The sequence below is a fragment of the Stutzerimonas sp. LR2 genome (assembly GCF_055755175.1).
The window spans coordinates 1,063,429-1,080,286 of record NZ_JBVTRR010000001.1; the positions used below are offsets into that span (position 1 = coordinate 1,063,429).

Here is a 16,858-nt window from a genome sequence, read left to right on the forward strand (position 1 = left end):
GCAGTCTATCAGGCTGCCGGCAGGAGCGTTGGGCGCGGTCGGCATGGCTATCTGCCTGCCTGGTGAAACGTTTTGAAAGGCGCGAAGACTGAACCCTGCGGGGGGCGGCTGATCGAAAACTGTCCATCATTCGCTCCCAGGAGGTTGTTTTGTCTCGCGTTCTTTTCCTTGCCGGGCTGTTGGCGCTACCGGCGTTCGCGGCCGAACCCACCCTTTATGGCCGCTACGAGCACATCAAGGTCGAAGAGATCGGCAAGATCCTGCCCGCCAAGATGGATACCGGTGCCATGACCGCATCGCTGTCGGCCCGCGACATCGAACAGTTCAAGCGCGATGGCGAGGACTGGGTGCGCTTCCGTCTGGCCGTCGATGGTGCCGATGACACCCTTTATGAGCAGCGGCTGCTCGGTATCAGTCGTATCAAGACCCGCGCCGAGGAGGCCGGAAACGTCGATCGCGACAGCGAGCCGCCGCGGGCCGAGCGCCCCGTCGTGGGCATGCAGCTATGCATCGGCGATCAGCTGCGCGAGGTGCAGGTCAACCTCACCGACCGGACGCACTTCAGTTACCCCTTGCTGATCGGCGCAGAGACCATTCGTGATCTCAACGCGGCGATCTACCCGACCGAGAAATACACGGCGGGTCAGCCTGCCTGCTAGACGCAGGTCGCCAACTGCACGCGACCTGCGTCGAACGGCATCTGTCCGGCCAGGTCGTCTCTCCGCTTCGCGCCTGCCGATAGGCCGCAAGGCCTGCCGTAACCAGCCCTGTTCGGCTCCGAGCCAGGCTCGAGGGTGCCCGCAGGGCGCTGCTGGCATGTGGGCGTCGACGTGCGGCTCGACGTCCGTCTATCCGCGCGGCACGACCTCTGGAAACCTGCTTGAAGGAGGCTGCCTCGATGGAGTGTGGTGGCCGCTTCGTTTGCCATCAAAAGGCAATGAACTGACGATAAGTTAATTACATCGTTTTCTTAAGTTCATTGTTCTTGTTTTTTAAATATTTATCTTTCATTAAGAGTTCAATCTCCAAGTTATACTTTTCGAACTTGGGGATGATAATTACGCGGTGAATTTAATTTCGTGACCGGTCGGTCTCGATATGCGTCCGAGGCGACTGCCCGAAGGTGGGAGGAGCGCCGCGTCAGCCCGCCGCACCTGCATGCGTCAAAACCGTCTGCCACAAAGGTTACGGCGAGCAGGTCGATTCATGGCAAATCGCCAGCCTGGGACGCTTTGCGGCGGCGCTTTTCGGCATCTGGATTGGTCTTTGCGGGTTGTTTGTCAGACTAAAGTCGGGGCTTTCATTCATAAACCCTGCCCTGTTAAATTCAGCATGTGGGTTCCCTTCACACGCAATAAAAATAAGGCGGAGAACGTCAATGGCCGACAACGATAAAGAAAATGCTGCTGCGTACTGGAAGGCGAATGTTCGCCTTATCACTTGGAGCTTAGTGGTCTGGGCTCTTGTCTCATATGGTTTCGGTATCCTCCTGCGTCCGCTGGTATCCGGTATCCCTGTAGGGGGAACGGATCTTGGCTTCTGGTTCGCTCAACAGGGTTCCATCATCGTGTTCATTGCGATCATCTTCCACTACGCGTGGCGGCTGAACAAACTGGACAAGGAATTCGGGGTTGAGGAGTAACCACCATGAGCCAATATTGGATCAACATGTTGTTCGTGGGCGCCTCGTTCCTGCTCTATATCGGGATCGCGGTCTGGGCTCGCGCCGGGTCGACTAAGGAATTCTACGTCGCCGGCGGTGGCGTTCACCCTGTAACCAACGGTATGGCGACTGCGGCAGACTGGATGTCTGCGGCATCCTTCATCTCCATGGCCGGTATCATCGCCTCCGGCGGTTATGCCACCTCCGTGTACCTGATGGGCTGGACCGGTGGCTACGTGCTGCTGGCCATGCTGCTGGCCCCCTATCTGCGCAAATTCGGCAAGTTCACCGTACCGGACTTCATCGGTGACCGGTTCTACAGCCGTGGTGCGCGCCTGGTAGCCGTCATCTGCCTCATCCTCATCTCCGTTACTTACGTAATCGGTCAGATGGCCGGTGCTGGTGTGGCGTTCTCCCGCTTCCTGGAAGTGAGCAACTCCGCTGGTATCTGGATCGCTGCCGCGATCGTGTTCGCCTACGCGGTATTCGGCGGCATGAAGGGCATCACCTACACCCAGGTGGCTCAGTACATCGTTCTGATCATCGCCTACACCATTCCGGCCGTGTTCATTGCCATGCAGCTGACTGGCAACCCGATCCCGATGCTCGGCATGTTCGGCACTCACGTCGACTCCGGCGTGCCGCTGCTGGACAAGCTGGATCAGGTCGTAACCGACCTGGGCTTCGCTGCCTACACCGCCGACATCGACAACAAGCTGAACATGTTCCTGTTCACCCTGTCGCTGATGATCGGTACCGCTGGTCTGCCGCACGTGATCATCCGCTTCTTCACCGTACCGAAGGTAGCTGACGCTCGCTGGTCCGCTGGCTGGACTCTGGTGTTCATTGCCCTGCTGTACCTCACCGCTCCGGCTGTTGCCTCCATGGCTCGTCTGAACCTGGTTCAGACCATCTATCCGGAAGGCCCGCAGGCTGAAGCAATCCGCTACGAAGATCGTCCTGAGTGGGTGCAGACCTGGGAACGTACCGGTCTGATCAAGTGGGAAGACAAGAACGGCGACGGTCGCGTACAGATGTACAACGACGCCAGCGCTGCCTTCACTCCGACTGCGCAGGAGCGTGGCTGGAACGGCAACGAGCTGACCGTGAACAACGACATCATCGTTCTGGCCAACCCGGAAATCGCCAACCTGCCAGGCTGGGTCATCGGTCTGATCGCGGCGGGTGCCATCGCGGCGGCGCTGTCCACTGCGGCTGGTCTGCTGCTGGCGATCTCCTCGGCAATCAGTCATGACCTGATCAAGACGCTCATCAATCCGAAGATCAGCGAGAAGAACGAGATGCTGGCCGCTCGTCTGTCCATGACGGCAGCCATTCTCCTGGCGACCTATCTGGGTCTGAACCCGCCGGGCTTCGCGGCTCAGGTAGTGGCACTGGCGTTCGGTCTCGCTGCAGCGAGCCTGTTCCCGGCGCTGATGATGGGTATCTTCTCCAAGCGCGTGAACAGCGCAGGTGCTGTGGCCGGTATGCTGGTAGGTGTGGTGTCCACCGCGGTGTACATCTTCCTGTACCTGGGCTGGTTCTTCATCCCTGGCACCAACAGCCTGGCCAACACGCCTGATCAGTGGTGGATGGGTATCTCCCCGCAGGCCTTCGGTGCCGTGGGTGCGATCCTGAACTTCATCGTGGCCTATGCCGTGTCCCTGGCGACTCAGGCTCCGCCGCAGGAAATCCAGGATCTGGTCGAGAGCGTGCGTACCCCGAAAGGTGCTGGCGCTGCGCTTGATCACTGATCGATAATGCAACCAGACATCAGACCCTGTCTGAAACAAGGTTGAGGTAGAAGTCGGGCTTCCAATTGGAAGCCCGATTTTTTTAGGGGAGTTGTATATGTTCTGGCATCTGATTGCTGCAATTGTCGCCGGTACGGCGGGTGCGGGGATTGCACTGGCGCTGCGCTCCTTGATGCGCAAGCGCCTGCCGAAGTGGATCATTCCGGTAGGTGCTGGCCTGGGCATGCTGGCGTACACCATCCACTACGAATACACCTGGTTCGAGAGCACCCAGGCCCGTCTGCCGGAGGGTTCGGTGGTGGTATCGAGCGAGAAAGGCAACATGCTCTGGCGACCCTGGACCCTGGCGTTCCCGATGCCGCTGGCCTACACCGTGCTGGATGAAGCCAATGCGCAGATTCAGGACACCGAGCAGGGTCGCGTTGCCCGCTTCGTGCTGTATCGCTTCGAAAAGACCAGCCTGATGTCCACCGTGCAAAGTGGACGCTATCAGTTGCTGTGCAGAGAGAAGGCGATGTTCCGGTTGAATGAAGCCGGCGAGGCGAAGGTCGAGACACTGACCCAGCTCCAGCAGGATTCGCCGCTGTATCGGTCCATCTGCGAAAGCGGGCGCTGATTCCGTACGCGCATCAGCGTGATCTGATGCGCACCGTCACTTCATGCGTGGGCGGCCCGAGATTTGGGTCGTCCTGTCCTTTCGGGCATGGCTGCATCTGTGTCCGTCATCGCGGCCCGAACGGCCGCGGTCGTGTCGTCAGGTTCAGATCGAATTGAATGCGGCCTTGCGGGCGCGCTGCCAGCACCTGAGGCGCTGCGCCAGCTCGTCGAAGGTGGTCAGGCCGATGCGCTGGGCACGATTGAGCAGGATCAGCGCGATCTCGGCTGTCGCCATGGCGTCGGCGGACGCATTGTGACGCTGCGGGATATGGATGTTGAAGTAGTCGAGCCAGTGGTCCAGGCTGCCGCGGTGGATCATCGCTTCGGGGAACAGCATCGGGGCCAGGTCGGCCACGTCGAGGAAGCTGTTCTCCAGCGAATAGCCCAGCTCGTTCTTCAGCGCGCGGCCCAGCATGCGTTGGTCGAACGGGGCGTGAAAGGCCAGGACGATGCTGCCCGCGGCAAACTCCATGAAGCTGAGCAGCGCTTCGGCCGGCGGCAGCCCGTTGGCCAGTTCGCTAGGCGCGATGCCATGGATCAGCACGCTTTCATTGACCTTGACCTGACGGCACAGCGTGCATTCGAACTGCTGCGAATAATCGATCGCGCCGTCCTCGATGACCACCGCGCCGATGGCGATGACCAGGTCGCGCTTGAGGTGCAGCCCGGTCGTTTCCAGATCCAGCACCACCAGTCGTTGCTGGCGTAGCGGAACGGGCTGCGGCAGTTCCGGGCGCGGCAGCTCGGCAACGCGTTGCTGCTGCTCGGGAGGCAACTTCGGACCGCGTGGGTTGAACCAGAACATGCTCATAGTTGATAGCGCACCGCGAGGCTGGCCTGGAGACGCTGGGCCTGGCGAAAGGACTCGCGCAGGATGCGTCGATCCAACACATTGAGCGTATCCGGATCCAGGCGATTGGAATAGGGCAGTCCATCGCGTGCCTGCTGCTGATGCTGCTGCATGCGGGTCTGCTGGATGAAGTGGTAGGCCTCTTCGTAGGCCGCGCCATCCTTGGGTTCGATCACGCCCTTTTCCACCAGCTTGCGCAGGCGCTCGAGGGTGTTGCAGGTGCCGATGTCGTTGCTCAGCGCCAGCAGGCGTGCGCCGTCGACGAACGGAGTCAGTCCCTGCACCTTCAGGTCCAGGGTGTCTTTGCCTTCGCCCTTGCGTGCCACCACGAAGTCGCGGAAGCGGCCGACCGGGGGACGATGGCGCAGGGCGTTGTCTGCCATCATGCGCTGGAACAGGCTGTTGTCCTTGATCTCGTCGAGCAGATCCTGGCGCAGTTGCTCGCAACCTTCGGCCGGGCCCCAGATGCTGCGCAGGTCGAAATAGATGGTGCTGCCGAGCAGGTTTTCCGGCGTCGCCTCACGGACAAAGGAGCTGAAGCGGCGGCTCCATTCCTGCCGCGACAGGCACAGCTGCGGATTGCTGGCCATGATGTTGCCCTTGCACAGGGTGAAGCCGCAGGTGTCGAGGTCACGGTTGATACGCTCGGCCAGCGGCAGCAGGCGACCGCGGATGTGCGCGGCCTCGGCGGCATCGGCGGCCTCGAAGAGAATGCCGTTGTCCTGGTCGGTGTGCAGGGTCTGCTCCTGGCGCCCTTCGCTGCCGAAGCACAGCCAGGTGAACGGCACGCCTGGATCGCCCATATGCGCGATGGCCAGTTCGATGACCCGACACACCGTGTGATCGTTGAGCAGGGTGACGATGCGGGTGATCTGCGTCGACGAGGCACCGTGGGCCAGCATGTTGTCGACCAGCTGCTTGATGCGGTTGCGGATGACCACCAGGGCGTCGACGCGATCGGCGTGGCGGATGGTCTGGGCCAGATGCACAAGGTCCACGCGCTGCAGGGAAAACAGGTCGCGCTCGGAGATCACACCGCGCAGCAGGCCGTTGTCCACCACGCAGACATGAGCGATATGCCGCTCGGTCATGGCGATGGCCGCATCGAACGCGGTGGCGTCCGGCGGCAGGTAGAACGGATCGTGAGTCATGAACTGGGCGATCGGCTGACTCAAGTCCGTGGTGCCCGTACCGATGGCTCGTCGTAGGTCACGCAGGGTAAAGATGCCCTGCGGATGCAGCGCTTCGTCGACGATGACGATGCTGCCGACGTTCTCCTCCTGCATCATCGCCACCGCTTCGTTGAGCGGGCGGGACGGCAGGCAGGAGACGGGATGATGCAGGGCCAGCTCGCCGATGCTGGTTTCCAGCGAGAAGTTCTCGCCGAGGCTCTCCACCGCGCGCATCTGCGCCTGCTGATTGACCAGATCCAGCAGGCTGCTCACGCCGCGCATGGCGAAGTCGCGAAACACCGGCGAGTTGGACACCAGGTTGACGAAGGCCGGTTTGTTGAGCAGGAAGCAGAAGGTGTCCTCGGCAGCCAGGTGTGCGGTACGGGTCGCCCGCTCGCCCATCAGTGCCGCCATCGGGAAGCACTCGCCGACGATGACCTCGAAGGTGGTATCGGTGCCGCGCTTGGCGGTGTGCGGGCGCTGACCGTGCACGCGGCCCTGCTTGACGATATAGAAGTGCTGCACCACGCCGTCTTCGGGAGAAATGATGCAGTCGCCTTCGGCATAGAAGCGCAGCTCACAGTTCTCCACCAGATAGGCCAGGTGGGCCGGCTCCATCTGGTTGAAGGGGGCGTACTTGCGCAGGAACTCCATGGTGCCGTGGATGTTCTGCAGTACGGCCGTCTTCCCAGCTTGGGCGAAGGCGTCAGGTGTGCTCATGGTCGGCTTCCATTTTTTGTTCATGGTGGGCTGCGGGTCGGTCGGACCCAATTGGACGTAAGTCTAGTCAGGCCGGGCGCTGCGGAAGCTGATCAGGGTCAGCCCGGTGTTTCGGGCTGTTGCGAGGGCGCAGGCATAAAAAAACCGCCCCGAAGGGCGGTTTCGTAACGCGGCGCGACTCAGGGCAAGGTGAACAGTACCTTGACCGAGCCGTTCACGGCGGAGGCGTCTACATAGCCGATGGCATCGGCTTCGGCCGCCACCTTGGCCATCACCGCGGCGTCGTCGGCGACGCTGGGCAGAGGCTGGCCCTTGCCGGTGAAGATCAGGCCGGACCAGTAGGACTTGAGCTGGGATTCGTTCTTGCTGGTCACGCCGGCATAGAAGGCTTCCTTGGCTGGCGTCCAGCCGGCCTGGTCGATGCCTTTCATGGACTTGTCCTTGCCCAGGAAGATGTTGGCGACATCCGATTGCGAGGGCGCCTTGGCTGCGGCGGGATTGACGATCACGGCGACCTCGGCCTGGGCCATGGCGGCCAGACCGAGCACGGCGGCGCCGCAGAGGATGCGAATGGATGCTTTCATCGGTGCGCTCCTCAGAATACGAAATCGACGCCGACGGAAACGATGTCGCCGTCGTAGTTGCGGGCCGGAGTGCCGGCTACGCCGGTTCGTGCGAACGCCTCGTTCTCGTAAAGCTCTTGGGCGTTGCGGGTGAACACGCCATCGTAGCCGTTCTTGGTGTCGACGCGCTTGTACTCGCCCTTCACCACCACGGTCGGCGTGGCCTGGTAGTTAAGTCCCAGGGTCCAGGAGCTCTGGCGACCACCGTTGTCGTCCAGCTGCGCATAGGTGACATGCGGCAGGAAATCACCGAAGCGGCGGCCACCCATCAGGTAGAAGGAGTCGATCGCTTCCATGCCGTCGTTCTCGATCAGGCGCGAAGTCCACTCGTTGCTGCTGATCCAGGTGCCGTTGTCGTACTGGTAGCCGATCGAGGTGAACTTGCCTTTCTCCTTGTTCAGCTGCAGCAGCGAGCGCTGCTCGGCGACTCCAACGCCCGGGCCATAGGGCTGCGGCAGTACGCTGACCACGTTGCCGGTGATATCGGTCTTGATATCCGCTTCGACATAACCGATACGCAGCGTGCCGAAGTCATTGGTGGCCAGGCTGACGCTGGCGCCGAACAGCTTGCCGTAGTCGATATCGAACTGCTCGTCGTAGGCGTAGTAATCGCGATTCTTCGCCTGGCCGCCAGCGATCTGGAAGGTCACCGAGCCGTACGACAGCGGTACGGTGTACACCGCATCGATGCCTTCGTAATTGGTGACCTGCACCTGGCTGTAGACCTCGTCGGGCAGGCGCAGCCAGGGGTAGCTGTAACCCACGTCGAGGCTTTCGGAATACATGTACACCGGGCTGCGCAGGCGGCCGGCGCGGAGCATCAGCTGGTCGTTGGCCTGCAGCGACAGATAGGCCCACTCGAGGTTGGCTTTCCACTCATCCTGCTGGGCTTTGGCTGTGCCCTGCACGGTCACGCCGAGGGTATCGGTGATGCCGTAGCTCAGCTGGGCGCCGAACTTGGACAGCTGATCGCCGCGCCAGGAGTCGTTGGTCTGGCCCTGAATGCCGTAGCTGCGACCGTCATCTTCACCACCCAGGTGGGTGAAGCCGACGGTACCGAAACCGTTGAAGCGGTGTTCGCCCTGTTCCAGGGCGAAGGCAGGAGTTGCGGCCAGGCAGACAGCTGCCAGGCCGGCGACACGAAGTGCAGTCATTTGATGCTCCAGGAATCGTTAAACACGGAATTGGCCCGTAGCCGCGCGCAGGTGGTCTCCGGTACTCACCAGTTGTTCGCCAAGGCGGGCGGTGGCTTCGGCGCCGTTTGCGGTTGCTTGTGCGTCCTGCTGCAACACTTGGGTTTCTTGTTGGATGGAACTCGACAGGCCGATCTGCTCCTGCGTGAACTGGGCGATGCCGGCGTTGAGTTCGTCGATCTGGTTGACGGTGCGTGCGATGGCTTCCAGCAGCTGAGTGGCCTCGATGGAGCGTTCGATACTGGCGCGAGATTTCTCGCCGTTGCTGGTCATTACGTTGAGTACGGTGTTGGCGCTGTTCTGCAGGCGCTGGATGATCTGCTGGATCTCGGCGGTAGAGGCAGCAGTCTTCTGCGCCAGATTGCGCACCTCGTCGGCAACCACCGCGAAGCCGCGGCCCTGCTCGCCAGCTCGGGCGGCTTCGATGGCGGCGTTCAAGGCCAGCAGGTTGGTCTGTTCGGCAATGCTGCGGATCACGGTCAGTACCGAGCCGACTTCCTGGGTTTCTTCCTCCAGCTGTTCCATGGCCTTGACCGCGCCCATCACGCTGTCACCCAGGTCGTTGATGCCGGTCGAAAGACTGCCGACGTGCTCGCGTGCGGTCGCCGCCTGGCGCGCCGCGGAATTGGCCTCGTCGGACGCCTGCCGTGAACGTTGCGCGACCTCCTGGATGCTGCCGGTCATGGTCAGGATGTCGCGGCTGATCGAGTCGGTGTGATGCTGCTGCGACTTGGCGTTTTCCTCCGAGCCCTGGGTGAGCTGGTAGAGGTCCTTGGAGACCTGGCCCAGCGGGGCAGCGGCATCGATGATCTGGCGGATGGTGCGCTGCAGCTTGTCAAGGAAGCTGTTGAACAGCTCGATCATGGCGCCGATCTCGTCGTTGGATTCGACGTTCACCCGCTGGGTCAGATCGCCGTCACCGCGGGCGATCGACTGCAGCGAAGCGATCACGCCGCGGATATTGACCATCACGCTGCGTATGACCAGCCAGGCGCCGAGGCTGACCAGAATCACCAATACCAGGCTGAGGATGATGCCCAGTCGCGTGGTGTTGGCGTTGGCTTCGCGGGTCTCTACCAGGGTCTGCTGGAAGCTGTCGTAGGCCTGCGCGCGGAAATCGCTGCCCAGCTTCTGCGCCTGCGCCAGATCGCTGGCCATGCGATCGAGGCTCGGACGCAGATCATCGAACGAGGCGCTGCCGTCTATCAGCTTGCTCGAGGCGGCGAGCGCATTGTCGGCGTAGTCGCGCACGGCCTTGCGCCAGTCACCCAGGGCCTGATGCTGCTGGCGCTGATCGCTCAGCAGGGCCGCCAGGGATTGCTGCTGCGTATCGATCTGCTGCAGCACCTCCCGGGCCTCGTCGAGCACGCCGGGCTCGCCCGCAGCCACGGCATTGTTCAGCAGCGCCGGTACGCGGGAGAACTGGAAGATCACCGCATCGGCCTTTTCCAGCGTCGGGTAGCCGCGGTTCTCCAGAAATACCAGCCGCGAGTCGGTCGCCGAGAGCTGCAGCGAGGTATAGCCGACGTACAGGATCAGCCCGAGCAGGGCCACTGCCGGCACCAGCGAAAGCTTGGCGGTCAGCGAGAAGTTCTTCAGCATGCATCGACTCCAGAAGCGGCAGGGTTACGGCGGAGAGCATTGATGGCCAAATGCCATTTGGCGGGGCGAGTGTGACTGAAAATGCCATTCGGGTCACGTTATCGGTTGTAACAGATTGAACTTGAGCGCCGCCCGGCGGATTTGCGGGCATAAAAAAACCGCCCCGAAGGGCGGTTCTTCTGTCGCGGCTGGCGGTTACAGGCCGTTCTTGGCCTTGAACTCGCGGCGGCGACGGTGCAGGACCGGCTCGGTGTAGCCGTTGGGCTGCTTGGTGCCTTCGAGGACCAGCTCCAGCGCAGCCTGGAAGGCCACGCTGTTGTCGAAGTCAGGCGCCATCGGGCGGTACAGCGGGTCACCCTGGTTCTGGCGGTCGACCACCGGGGCCATGCGCTTGAGGCTCTCGATCACCTGGTCCTTGGTTACCACGCCGTGGCGCATCCAGTTAGCCACGTGCTGGCTGGAGATGCGCAGGGTGGCACGGTCTTCCATCAGCGCGATGTCGTTGATGTCCGGCACCTTGGAGCAACCAACGCCCTGTTCGACCCAGCGCACCATGTAGCCGAGGATGCCCTGCGAGTTGTTGTCCAGCTCGTTGCGCTTCTCTTCCTCGCTCCAGTTGGTGTTCTGTGCCAGCGGGATGGTGAGGATGTCATCGATCGAAGCCTTCTCGCGCTTGGCCAGTTCGGCCTGGCGCGCCTGCACGTCGATCTTGTGGTAGTGCATCGCGTGCAGGGTGGCTGCGGTCGGCGACGGTACCCACGCGGTGTTGGCGCCGGCCAGCGGATGGCCGACCTTCTGCTCGAGCATGGCGGCCATCAGGTCAGGCATGGCCCACATGCCCTTGCCGATCTGCGCCTTGCCCTGCAGGCCGCAGGCCAGGCCCACGTCCACGTTGTTGTTCTCGTAAGCGCTGATCCATTTCTCGGACTTCATGGCCGCCTTGCGCACCATCGGGCCGGCTTCCATGGAGGTATGGATCTCGTCGCCGGTGCGGTCGAGGAAGCCGGTGTTGATGAACACCACGCGCTCGCGCGCTTCCTTGATGCAGGCCTTGAGGTTGATCGTGGTACGACGCTCCTCGTCCATGATGCCGACCTTGAGGGTGTTGCGCGGCAGGCCGAGAACGTCCTCGACGCGGCCGAACAGTTCGGTGGCGAAGGCGACTTCTTCCGGGCCGTGCATCTTCGGCTTGACGATGTACATCGAGCCGGTGCGGCTGTTGGCGCGGGTGGTGTTGCCCTTGAGGTTGTGGATGGCGATCAGGCTGGTGAACAGGCCGTCCATGATGCCTTCCGGCACTTCGTTGCCTGCCTTGTCGAGGATGGCGTCGTTGGTCATCAGGTGACCGACGTTGCGGATGAACAGCAGCGAGCGTCCGTGCAGGGTCAGCTCGCCGTTGCCGTCGGCCTTGGTGTAGACGCGGTCCGGGTTCATGGCACGGGTGATGCGCTTGCCACCCTTGTCCAGCTCCTCGACCAGATCGCCCTTCATCAGGCCGAGCCAGTTGCGGTAGACGATGGTCTTGTCGTCGGCGTCGACGGCGGCGATGGAGTCTTCACAGTCCATGATGGTGGTCAGTGCCGATTCCATCAGGATGTCCTTCACGCCGGCGGCATCGGTCTGGCCGATCGGGCTGGCCGGGTCGATCTGGATCTCGAAGTGGATGCCATTGTTCTTCAGCAGCACGGCGATCGGCGCGCTGGCGTCGCCCTGGAAGCCCTGCAGCTGGGCCGGGTTCTTCAGGCCGGTGGTGCTGCCATCCTTCAGCGAAACGACCAGCTTGCCGCCTTCGATGCGATAGCCGGTGGAATCGACGTGCGAGCCGGTTTCCAGCGGTGCAGCTTCGTTGAGGAAATTGCGCGCATAGGCGATGACCTTGTTGCCGCGGATCTCGTTGTAGCCCGGCCCCTTGGTGGCGCCGTCCGCTTCGGAGATGGCGTCGGTGCCGTAGAGCGCGTCATACAGCGAGCCCCAGCGGGCGTTGGCGGCGTTCAGGGCGAAGCGCGCGTTCATGATCGGCACCACCAGCTGCGGGCCGGCCATGCGGGCGATTTCTTCGTCGACGTTCTCGGTGGTGGCCTGGAAGTCTTCGGCTTCCGGCAGCAGGTAGCCGATTTCCTGAAGGAAGGCCTTGTACGCCACGGCGTCATGGCCTTGGCCGGCGCGGGCCTGGTGCCAGGCGTCGATCTTGGCCTGCAGCTCGTCGCGCTTGGCCAGCAGGGCGCGGTTCTTCGGCGCCAGGTCGTGGATCACGCTGTCGGCGCCAGCCCAGAAGGCGGCGGCATCGACGCCGGTACCGGGAATCGCCTCGTTGTTCACGAAGTCGTACAGGACTTTGGCGACCTGCAGGCCACCGACTTGAACGCGCTCAGTCATTACTCGCCTCACTTGGTTCTTCTAATTCGCCGGACGGTTTCGCTTTTTGTAGTCCGAGGTCGCCGGATACTACATGAAGCGCCGGGGAAAATCAGTCCGCTGAAAGGGCCGGTTGCCTCGGCCGTGCGAAGCGGCCCGCCAGTGCCGCGGCCTGCCGTTGCCCGGCCCGCCTGCTATACCTAATGGGCTGTCGCCTGCGCAGGCGCTTTCTTCACTACAGGAGCCCGTCCATGGATCACCTCGTTCTCACCGTCATCGCCGACGATCAGCCCGGTCTGGTCGAACGACTGGCCAAGTGCATCGCCGATCACGGCGGCAACTGGCTGGAGAGCCGCATGTCGCGCATGGCCGGGCAGTTCGCCGGTATCCTGCGGGTGGCGGTGCCGGCGGATGCCCATGCCGAGCTGACAGCCGCGCTGGAAGGCCTGCAGGCGCAGGGCATACGCGTGCTGCTGGCTCACAGCGGCGCGGAACCGACGGCGAGCTGGCAGGAAATCCAGCTTGAGCTGGTGGGCAACGACCGGCCGGGCATCGTCCGCGACATCACCCACCTGCTCGCCGAGCACGGCGTCAATCTGGAGAGCCTGGATACCGAGGTGCTGCCGGCGCCGATGAGCAGCGAGCTGCTGTTTCGTGCCGAAGTACGGCTGGCGGTGCCCAGCGAACTGTCGCTGGAGCGGCTGCAGGAGCGCCTGGAAACCCTCGCCGACGACCTGATGGTGGAGCTCAAGCTGCAGCCGGCCGAGCAGGCGTAGCACTCAGCCGGTGCTTTTGCGCATCACCCGCCAGGCGTCCAGGCTGTATACCGCGAGGCCGGCCCAGATGCAGAAGAAGGCCAGCTGGCGATCGACCGGGAATGGCTCGCCGAACAGCTGCACGGCGAGGATCAGCAGCAGCGTCGGCGTCAGGTATTGCAGGAAGCCCAGGGTCGAATAGGGCAGGTGGCGCGCGGCGGCGTTGAAGCCGAGCAGCGGGATCAGGGTCACCGGGCCTGCCGCCATCAGCCAGAGCGCATCGGTGCTGGTCCAGAACGCCGGTTCCGTGCTCGCGCCGTTGCCGAACCAGAACAGCCAGATCAGCGCCACCGGTAGCAGCAGCCAGGTTTCCACTACCAACCCCGGCAGCGCGGCCACCGGCGCCTGCTTGCGCAGCAGGCCGTAGGTGCCGAAGCTCAGCGCCAGCACCAGGGAAATCCAGGGAAATTCACCGAGCATCAGCAGCTGCAGGCTGACGCCGACGGTGGCCATGGCCACGGCCAGCCACTGCAGCGGACGCAGCCGCTCGCGCAGCACGAGCATGCCGAGCAGCACGTTGACCAGCGGATTGATGTAGTAGCCAAGGCTCGCCTCGACCATTCGGTCGTGGTTCACCGCCCAGACGTAGATCAGCCAGTTGGCCGCGATCAGCACGCTGGAGATGCCGAGCACGCCGAGGCGACGTGGATGCGCCAGCAGTTCGCGCCACCAGCCCGGATGACGCCAGACCAGCAGCACCAGCGAGCCGAACACGGCCGACCAGATCACGCGCTGAGTGACGATCTCGAGCGCGCCGTATTGTTCGAGTGCCTTGAAGTAGAGCGGGAACATGCCCCAGATGCTGAAGGTGGCCAGCCCCAGCAGATAACCCTTGCGCAGATTGGCGGTAGCCATGACGTCCTTCGACGAGCAGCGGAGAGCCGGCCATTTTGCGCCTTTGGCCAGAGGAGAGAAAGGTTAGTCAGCTAACAGAGCGGCGCCGCGCGACGGGCTGCCCAATTGGTCAGAAACGGGGGAACGCTCGGCGGCTTGTGCTCGTCTCATCTGCATCGCTAATCGAAACGGCAGCACGCGGATCGGCGCGTGCGGAGGGTGGCAATGCGCTTGCAGAATCAGGTGGCTCTGGTCACCGGCAGCACCCAGGGCATCGGCCGCGGCATTGCCGTGCGCCTGGCTGAAGAGGGCGCCGACATTGTCATCAACGGCCGCGAGAACGACGAACAGGCCCGCGAGAGCCTCGAGCAGGTCCGCGCCCTGGGCCGGAGGGTGTGCTTCATCGCCGCCGATGTCGGTGACGTCGAGCAGTGCCATCGGCTGGTGCGCGAGAGCATCGCGCAGATGGGGCAGCTGGACATCCTGGTCAACAATGCCGGTGTGCAGCGGCACGCGGCGTTCCTCGACGCGCAGGCGGACGATTATGATCAGGTGCTGAACGTCAACCTGCGTGGGCCGTTCTTCCTCGCCCAGGCGTTTGCCCGCCATTTGCGCGAGCAGGGCCGCGGCGGACGCATCATCAACAACAGCTCGGTGCACGAAGAGCTGCCGCATCCCAACTTCACCGCCTACTGCGCGAGCAAGGGCGGACTGAAGATGCTGATGCGCAACATCGCCATCGAGCTGGCGCCGCTGGGCATCACGGTGAACAACGTGGCGCCCGGCGCGGTGGAAACGCCGATCAACCGCGAGCTGATGAATCAGCCGGACAAGCTCGCCAACCTGCTGCAGAACATCCCTGCCGGCCGTCTCGGCCGCCCGCACGACGTCGCCGGCGTCGTTGCCTTTCTGGCCTCACCCGACGCCGAGTACATCACCGGGACTACACTGGTGGTCGATGGCGGCCTGCTATGGAACTACAGCGAGCAATGACCGATATCCCGCCGTGCCAGCCGTTCAGCCACGACACCAGCGCCATCTCGCGGGCCGACACGCTCACGCCTGCCGAGCGCTATCAGGAACTCTTCGTCGCGGTGCAGATGCAGCGGGTGTTTCCCGACAGCAAGACCTTCGTCGACTGCGCGCCGCGTCGGCACCCCGAAGCCATCCTCGAGGACTATCGCGCCCGCTGCGGCGAGCCGGGCTTCGACCTGGAGGCCTTCGTCCATGAGCATTTCAGCCTGTACGAGATGCCGGTCAAGGCGTTCGTCGCCAACCCCGACGACAGCCTGGCCGAGCATATCGACCGGCTCTGGCCGATCCTCACCCGCCACCCTCAGGACCACCCCGAGCACTCCTCGCTGCTGCCGCTGCCGCACGATTACGTGGTGCCGGGCGGGCGCTTCACCGAGCTGTACTACTGGGATTCCTATTTCACCATGCTCGGCCTGGACGAGAGCGGGCATTGCGACCTGCTGCGGGCCATGGCGGACAACTTCGCCTACCTGATCGACACCTACGGCCACGTGCCCAACGGCAACCGCACCTACTATCTGGGCCGCTCGCAGCCGCCGGTGTTCGCCCTGATGACCGAGCTGTTCGAGGAAACCGGCGTTCATCGCGCCAGCGACTACCTGCCGCAACTGCACAAGGAATACGCCTTCTGGATGGAGGGTGCCGACGTGCTGCGGCCGGGCGAGGCGCATCGACGCTGCGTGTGTCTGGCCGATGGAATGGTGCTCAACCGCTACTGGGACGAGCGCGCAACGCCGCGCGAGGAGTCCTACCGCGAGGATGTGGAAACCGCGCGCTCCAGCTGCCGGCCGCGGCACGAGGTCTATCGCGACCTGCGCGCCGGTGCCGAGTCGGGGTGGGATTTCAGCTCGCGCTGGCTCGACGACGCCCACCGGCTGGCGACCATCCGCACCACCAGCATCCTGCCGGTCGACCTCAACGCGCTGCTCTACAAGCTGGAGCGGCAAATCGCCGAGCTGTCTGCGGTGAAGAACCAGCACGCCTGTGCCGAAGCCTTCGCCCGCCGTGCCGAGGCGCGCCTGGCGGCCATCGATCAGTACCTGTGGAATTCCCGCGCTGGCGCCTATTTCGACTACGACTGGCAGCGCGGCCGGCAGCGCGACAATCTCACTGCCGCGACGCTGGCCCCGCTGTTCGTGCGCATGGCCAGCGCCGAGCAGGCCGCGGCGGTGGCGGCGACGGTGCAGGAGCGCCTGCTGGCGCCAGGCGGCCTGGCCACCACCGAGATCGGTGGCAGCGGCGAGCAGTGGGATCGGCCCAATGGCTGGGCACCGCTGCAGTGGATCGGCATTCGTGGGTTGCAGCACTACGGCCACGATGCGCTGGCGCTGGACATCGAGGAGCGCTGGCTGACTATCGTCAGCCACCTGTTCGAGCGCGAGAACAAGCTGGTGGAGAAGTACGTGCTGCGACCCTGTACCGAGCACGCCGGCGGCGGCGAGTATCCGCTGCAGGACGGCTTCGGCTGGACCAACGGCGTCACCCGCAAGTTGATGCAGGAAGACCCCAATCACGAGGCCAACCGCTGTCGTGCGGGGCATTGCCGGAGCGTGGCGTCCTAGGCGCCGGCCGCCGGCGCGGTGGG

The 16,858-nt window shown here is 63.4% G+C and carries 14 protein-coding genes; 7 read left to right on the plus strand and 7 right to left on the minus strand.

Annotation, left to right across the window (positions count from 1 at the left end):
• Nucleotides 1-149 precede the first annotated feature (149 nt).
• From rloA2 to ACVRRC_RS04955, 4 genes are all read left to right on the plus strand, one after another.
• The gene (gene rloA2, locus ACVRRC_RS04940) at nucleotides 150-659 is read left to right on the plus strand and encodes a retropepsin-like aspartic peptidase RloA2 (protein ID WP_106442468.1); all 510 of its coding nucleotides are present in this window, start codon (nucleotides 150-152) and stop codon (nucleotides 657-659) included.
• Nucleotides 660-1,378: 719 nt separating this feature from the next.
• On the plus strand, nucleotides 1,379-1,642 hold the full coding sequence (locus ACVRRC_RS04945; protein WP_017245397.1) for a DUF4212 domain-containing protein: 264 nt from the start codon (nucleotides 1,379-1,381) through the stop codon (nucleotides 1,640-1,642).
• A gap of 5 nt (nucleotides 1,643-1,647) precedes the next feature.
• Nucleotides 1,648-3,417, plus strand: a complete 1,770-nt coding sequence (locus ACVRRC_RS04950; protein WP_011914909.1) for a sodium:solute symporter family protein — start codon at nucleotides 1,648-1,650, stop codon at nucleotides 3,415-3,417.
• A gap of 97 nt (nucleotides 3,418-3,514) precedes the next feature.
• Nucleotides 3,515-4,033: a hypothetical protein gene (locus tag ACVRRC_RS04955; RefSeq protein WP_013984278.1), complete on the plus strand. Its 519-nt coding sequence runs from the start codon at nucleotides 3,515-3,517 to the stop codon at nucleotides 4,031-4,033.
• Between the two features lie 144 nt (nucleotides 4,034-4,177).
• Here the strand turns inward: ACVRRC_RS04955 and ACVRRC_RS04960 are convergent, their stop codons facing one another.
• The 6 genes from ACVRRC_RS04960 to ACVRRC_RS04985 form a co-directional block, all read right to left on the minus strand.
• A complete protein-coding gene (locus ACVRRC_RS04960) occupies nucleotides 4,178-4,885 on the minus strand; it encodes a 3'-5' exonuclease (protein ID WP_011914907.1) in 708 nt (235 codons plus the stop codon).
• Complete coding sequence (locus ACVRRC_RS04965) at nucleotides 4,882-6,816, minus strand: putative nucleotidyltransferase substrate binding domain-containing protein (protein WP_017245514.1); 1,935 nt, start codon at nucleotides 6,814-6,816, stop codon at nucleotides 4,882-4,884. The genes ACVRRC_RS04960 and ACVRRC_RS04965 overlap by 4 nt, the downstream gene beginning before the upstream one ends.
• A 179-nt stretch (nucleotides 6,817-6,995) precedes the next feature.
• The gene (locus ACVRRC_RS04970) at nucleotides 6,996-7,400 is read right to left on the minus strand and encodes a type 2 periplasmic-binding domain-containing protein (RefSeq protein ID WP_472996681.1); all 405 of its coding nucleotides are present in this window, start codon (nucleotides 7,398-7,400) and stop codon (nucleotides 6,996-6,998) included.
• Nucleotides 7,401-7,411: 11 nt separating this feature from the next.
• The gene (locus tag ACVRRC_RS04975; protein WP_048330124.1) at nucleotides 7,412-8,593 is read right to left on the minus strand and encodes a porin; all 1,182 of its coding nucleotides are present in this window, start codon (nucleotides 8,591-8,593) and stop codon (nucleotides 7,412-7,414) included.
• An 18-nt stretch (nucleotides 8,594-8,611) separates the two neighbouring features.
• Nucleotides 8,612-10,234 carry a methyl-accepting chemotaxis protein gene (locus tag ACVRRC_RS04980; protein ID WP_017245511.1) on the minus strand — a complete coding sequence of 541 codons (1,623 nt, stop codon included), beginning with the start codon at nucleotides 10,232-10,234 and terminating at the stop codon, nucleotides 8,612-8,614.
• A gap of 195 nt (nucleotides 10,235-10,429) precedes the next feature.
• On the minus strand, nucleotides 10,430-12,610 hold the full coding sequence (locus ACVRRC_RS04985) for a malate synthase G (protein WP_472996682.1): 2,181 nt from the start codon (nucleotides 12,608-12,610) through the stop codon (nucleotides 10,430-10,432).
• A 230-nt stretch (nucleotides 12,611-12,840) separates the two neighbouring features.
• Here ACVRRC_RS04985 and ACVRRC_RS04990 point away from each other — a divergent pair, with 230 nt between their 5' ends.
• Entirely contained in the window at nucleotides 12,841-13,365 is a 525-nt protein-coding gene (locus ACVRRC_RS04990) for a glycine cleavage system transcriptional repressor (RefSeq protein WP_125865979.1), read from the plus strand.
• Between the two features lie 3 nt (nucleotides 13,366-13,368).
• Here ACVRRC_RS04990 and rarD read toward each other — a convergent pair whose 3' ends face one another.
• On the minus strand, nucleotides 13,369-14,259 hold the full coding sequence (gene rarD / locus ACVRRC_RS04995; protein ID WP_011914903.1) for an EamA family transporter RarD: 891 nt from the start codon (nucleotides 14,257-14,259) through the stop codon (nucleotides 13,369-13,371).
• Nucleotides 14,260-14,463: 204 nt separating this feature from the next.
• On the opposite strand from rarD, the gene ACVRRC_RS05000 reads away from it, so the two are divergent.
• Nucleotides 14,464-15,231, plus strand: coding sequence for an SDR family oxidoreductase (locus ACVRRC_RS05000; protein WP_011914902.1), 768 nt, complete (start codon nucleotides 14,464-14,466; stop codon nucleotides 15,229-15,231).
• The gene (treF, locus tag ACVRRC_RS05005) at nucleotides 15,228-16,835 is read left to right on the plus strand and encodes an alpha,alpha-trehalase TreF (protein ID WP_061372889.1); all 1,608 of its coding nucleotides are present in this window, start codon (nucleotides 15,228-15,230) and stop codon (nucleotides 16,833-16,835) included. Before ACVRRC_RS05000 ends, treF begins: the two co-directional genes overlap by 4 nt.
• Nucleotides 16,836-16,858: the final 23 nt, after the last annotated feature.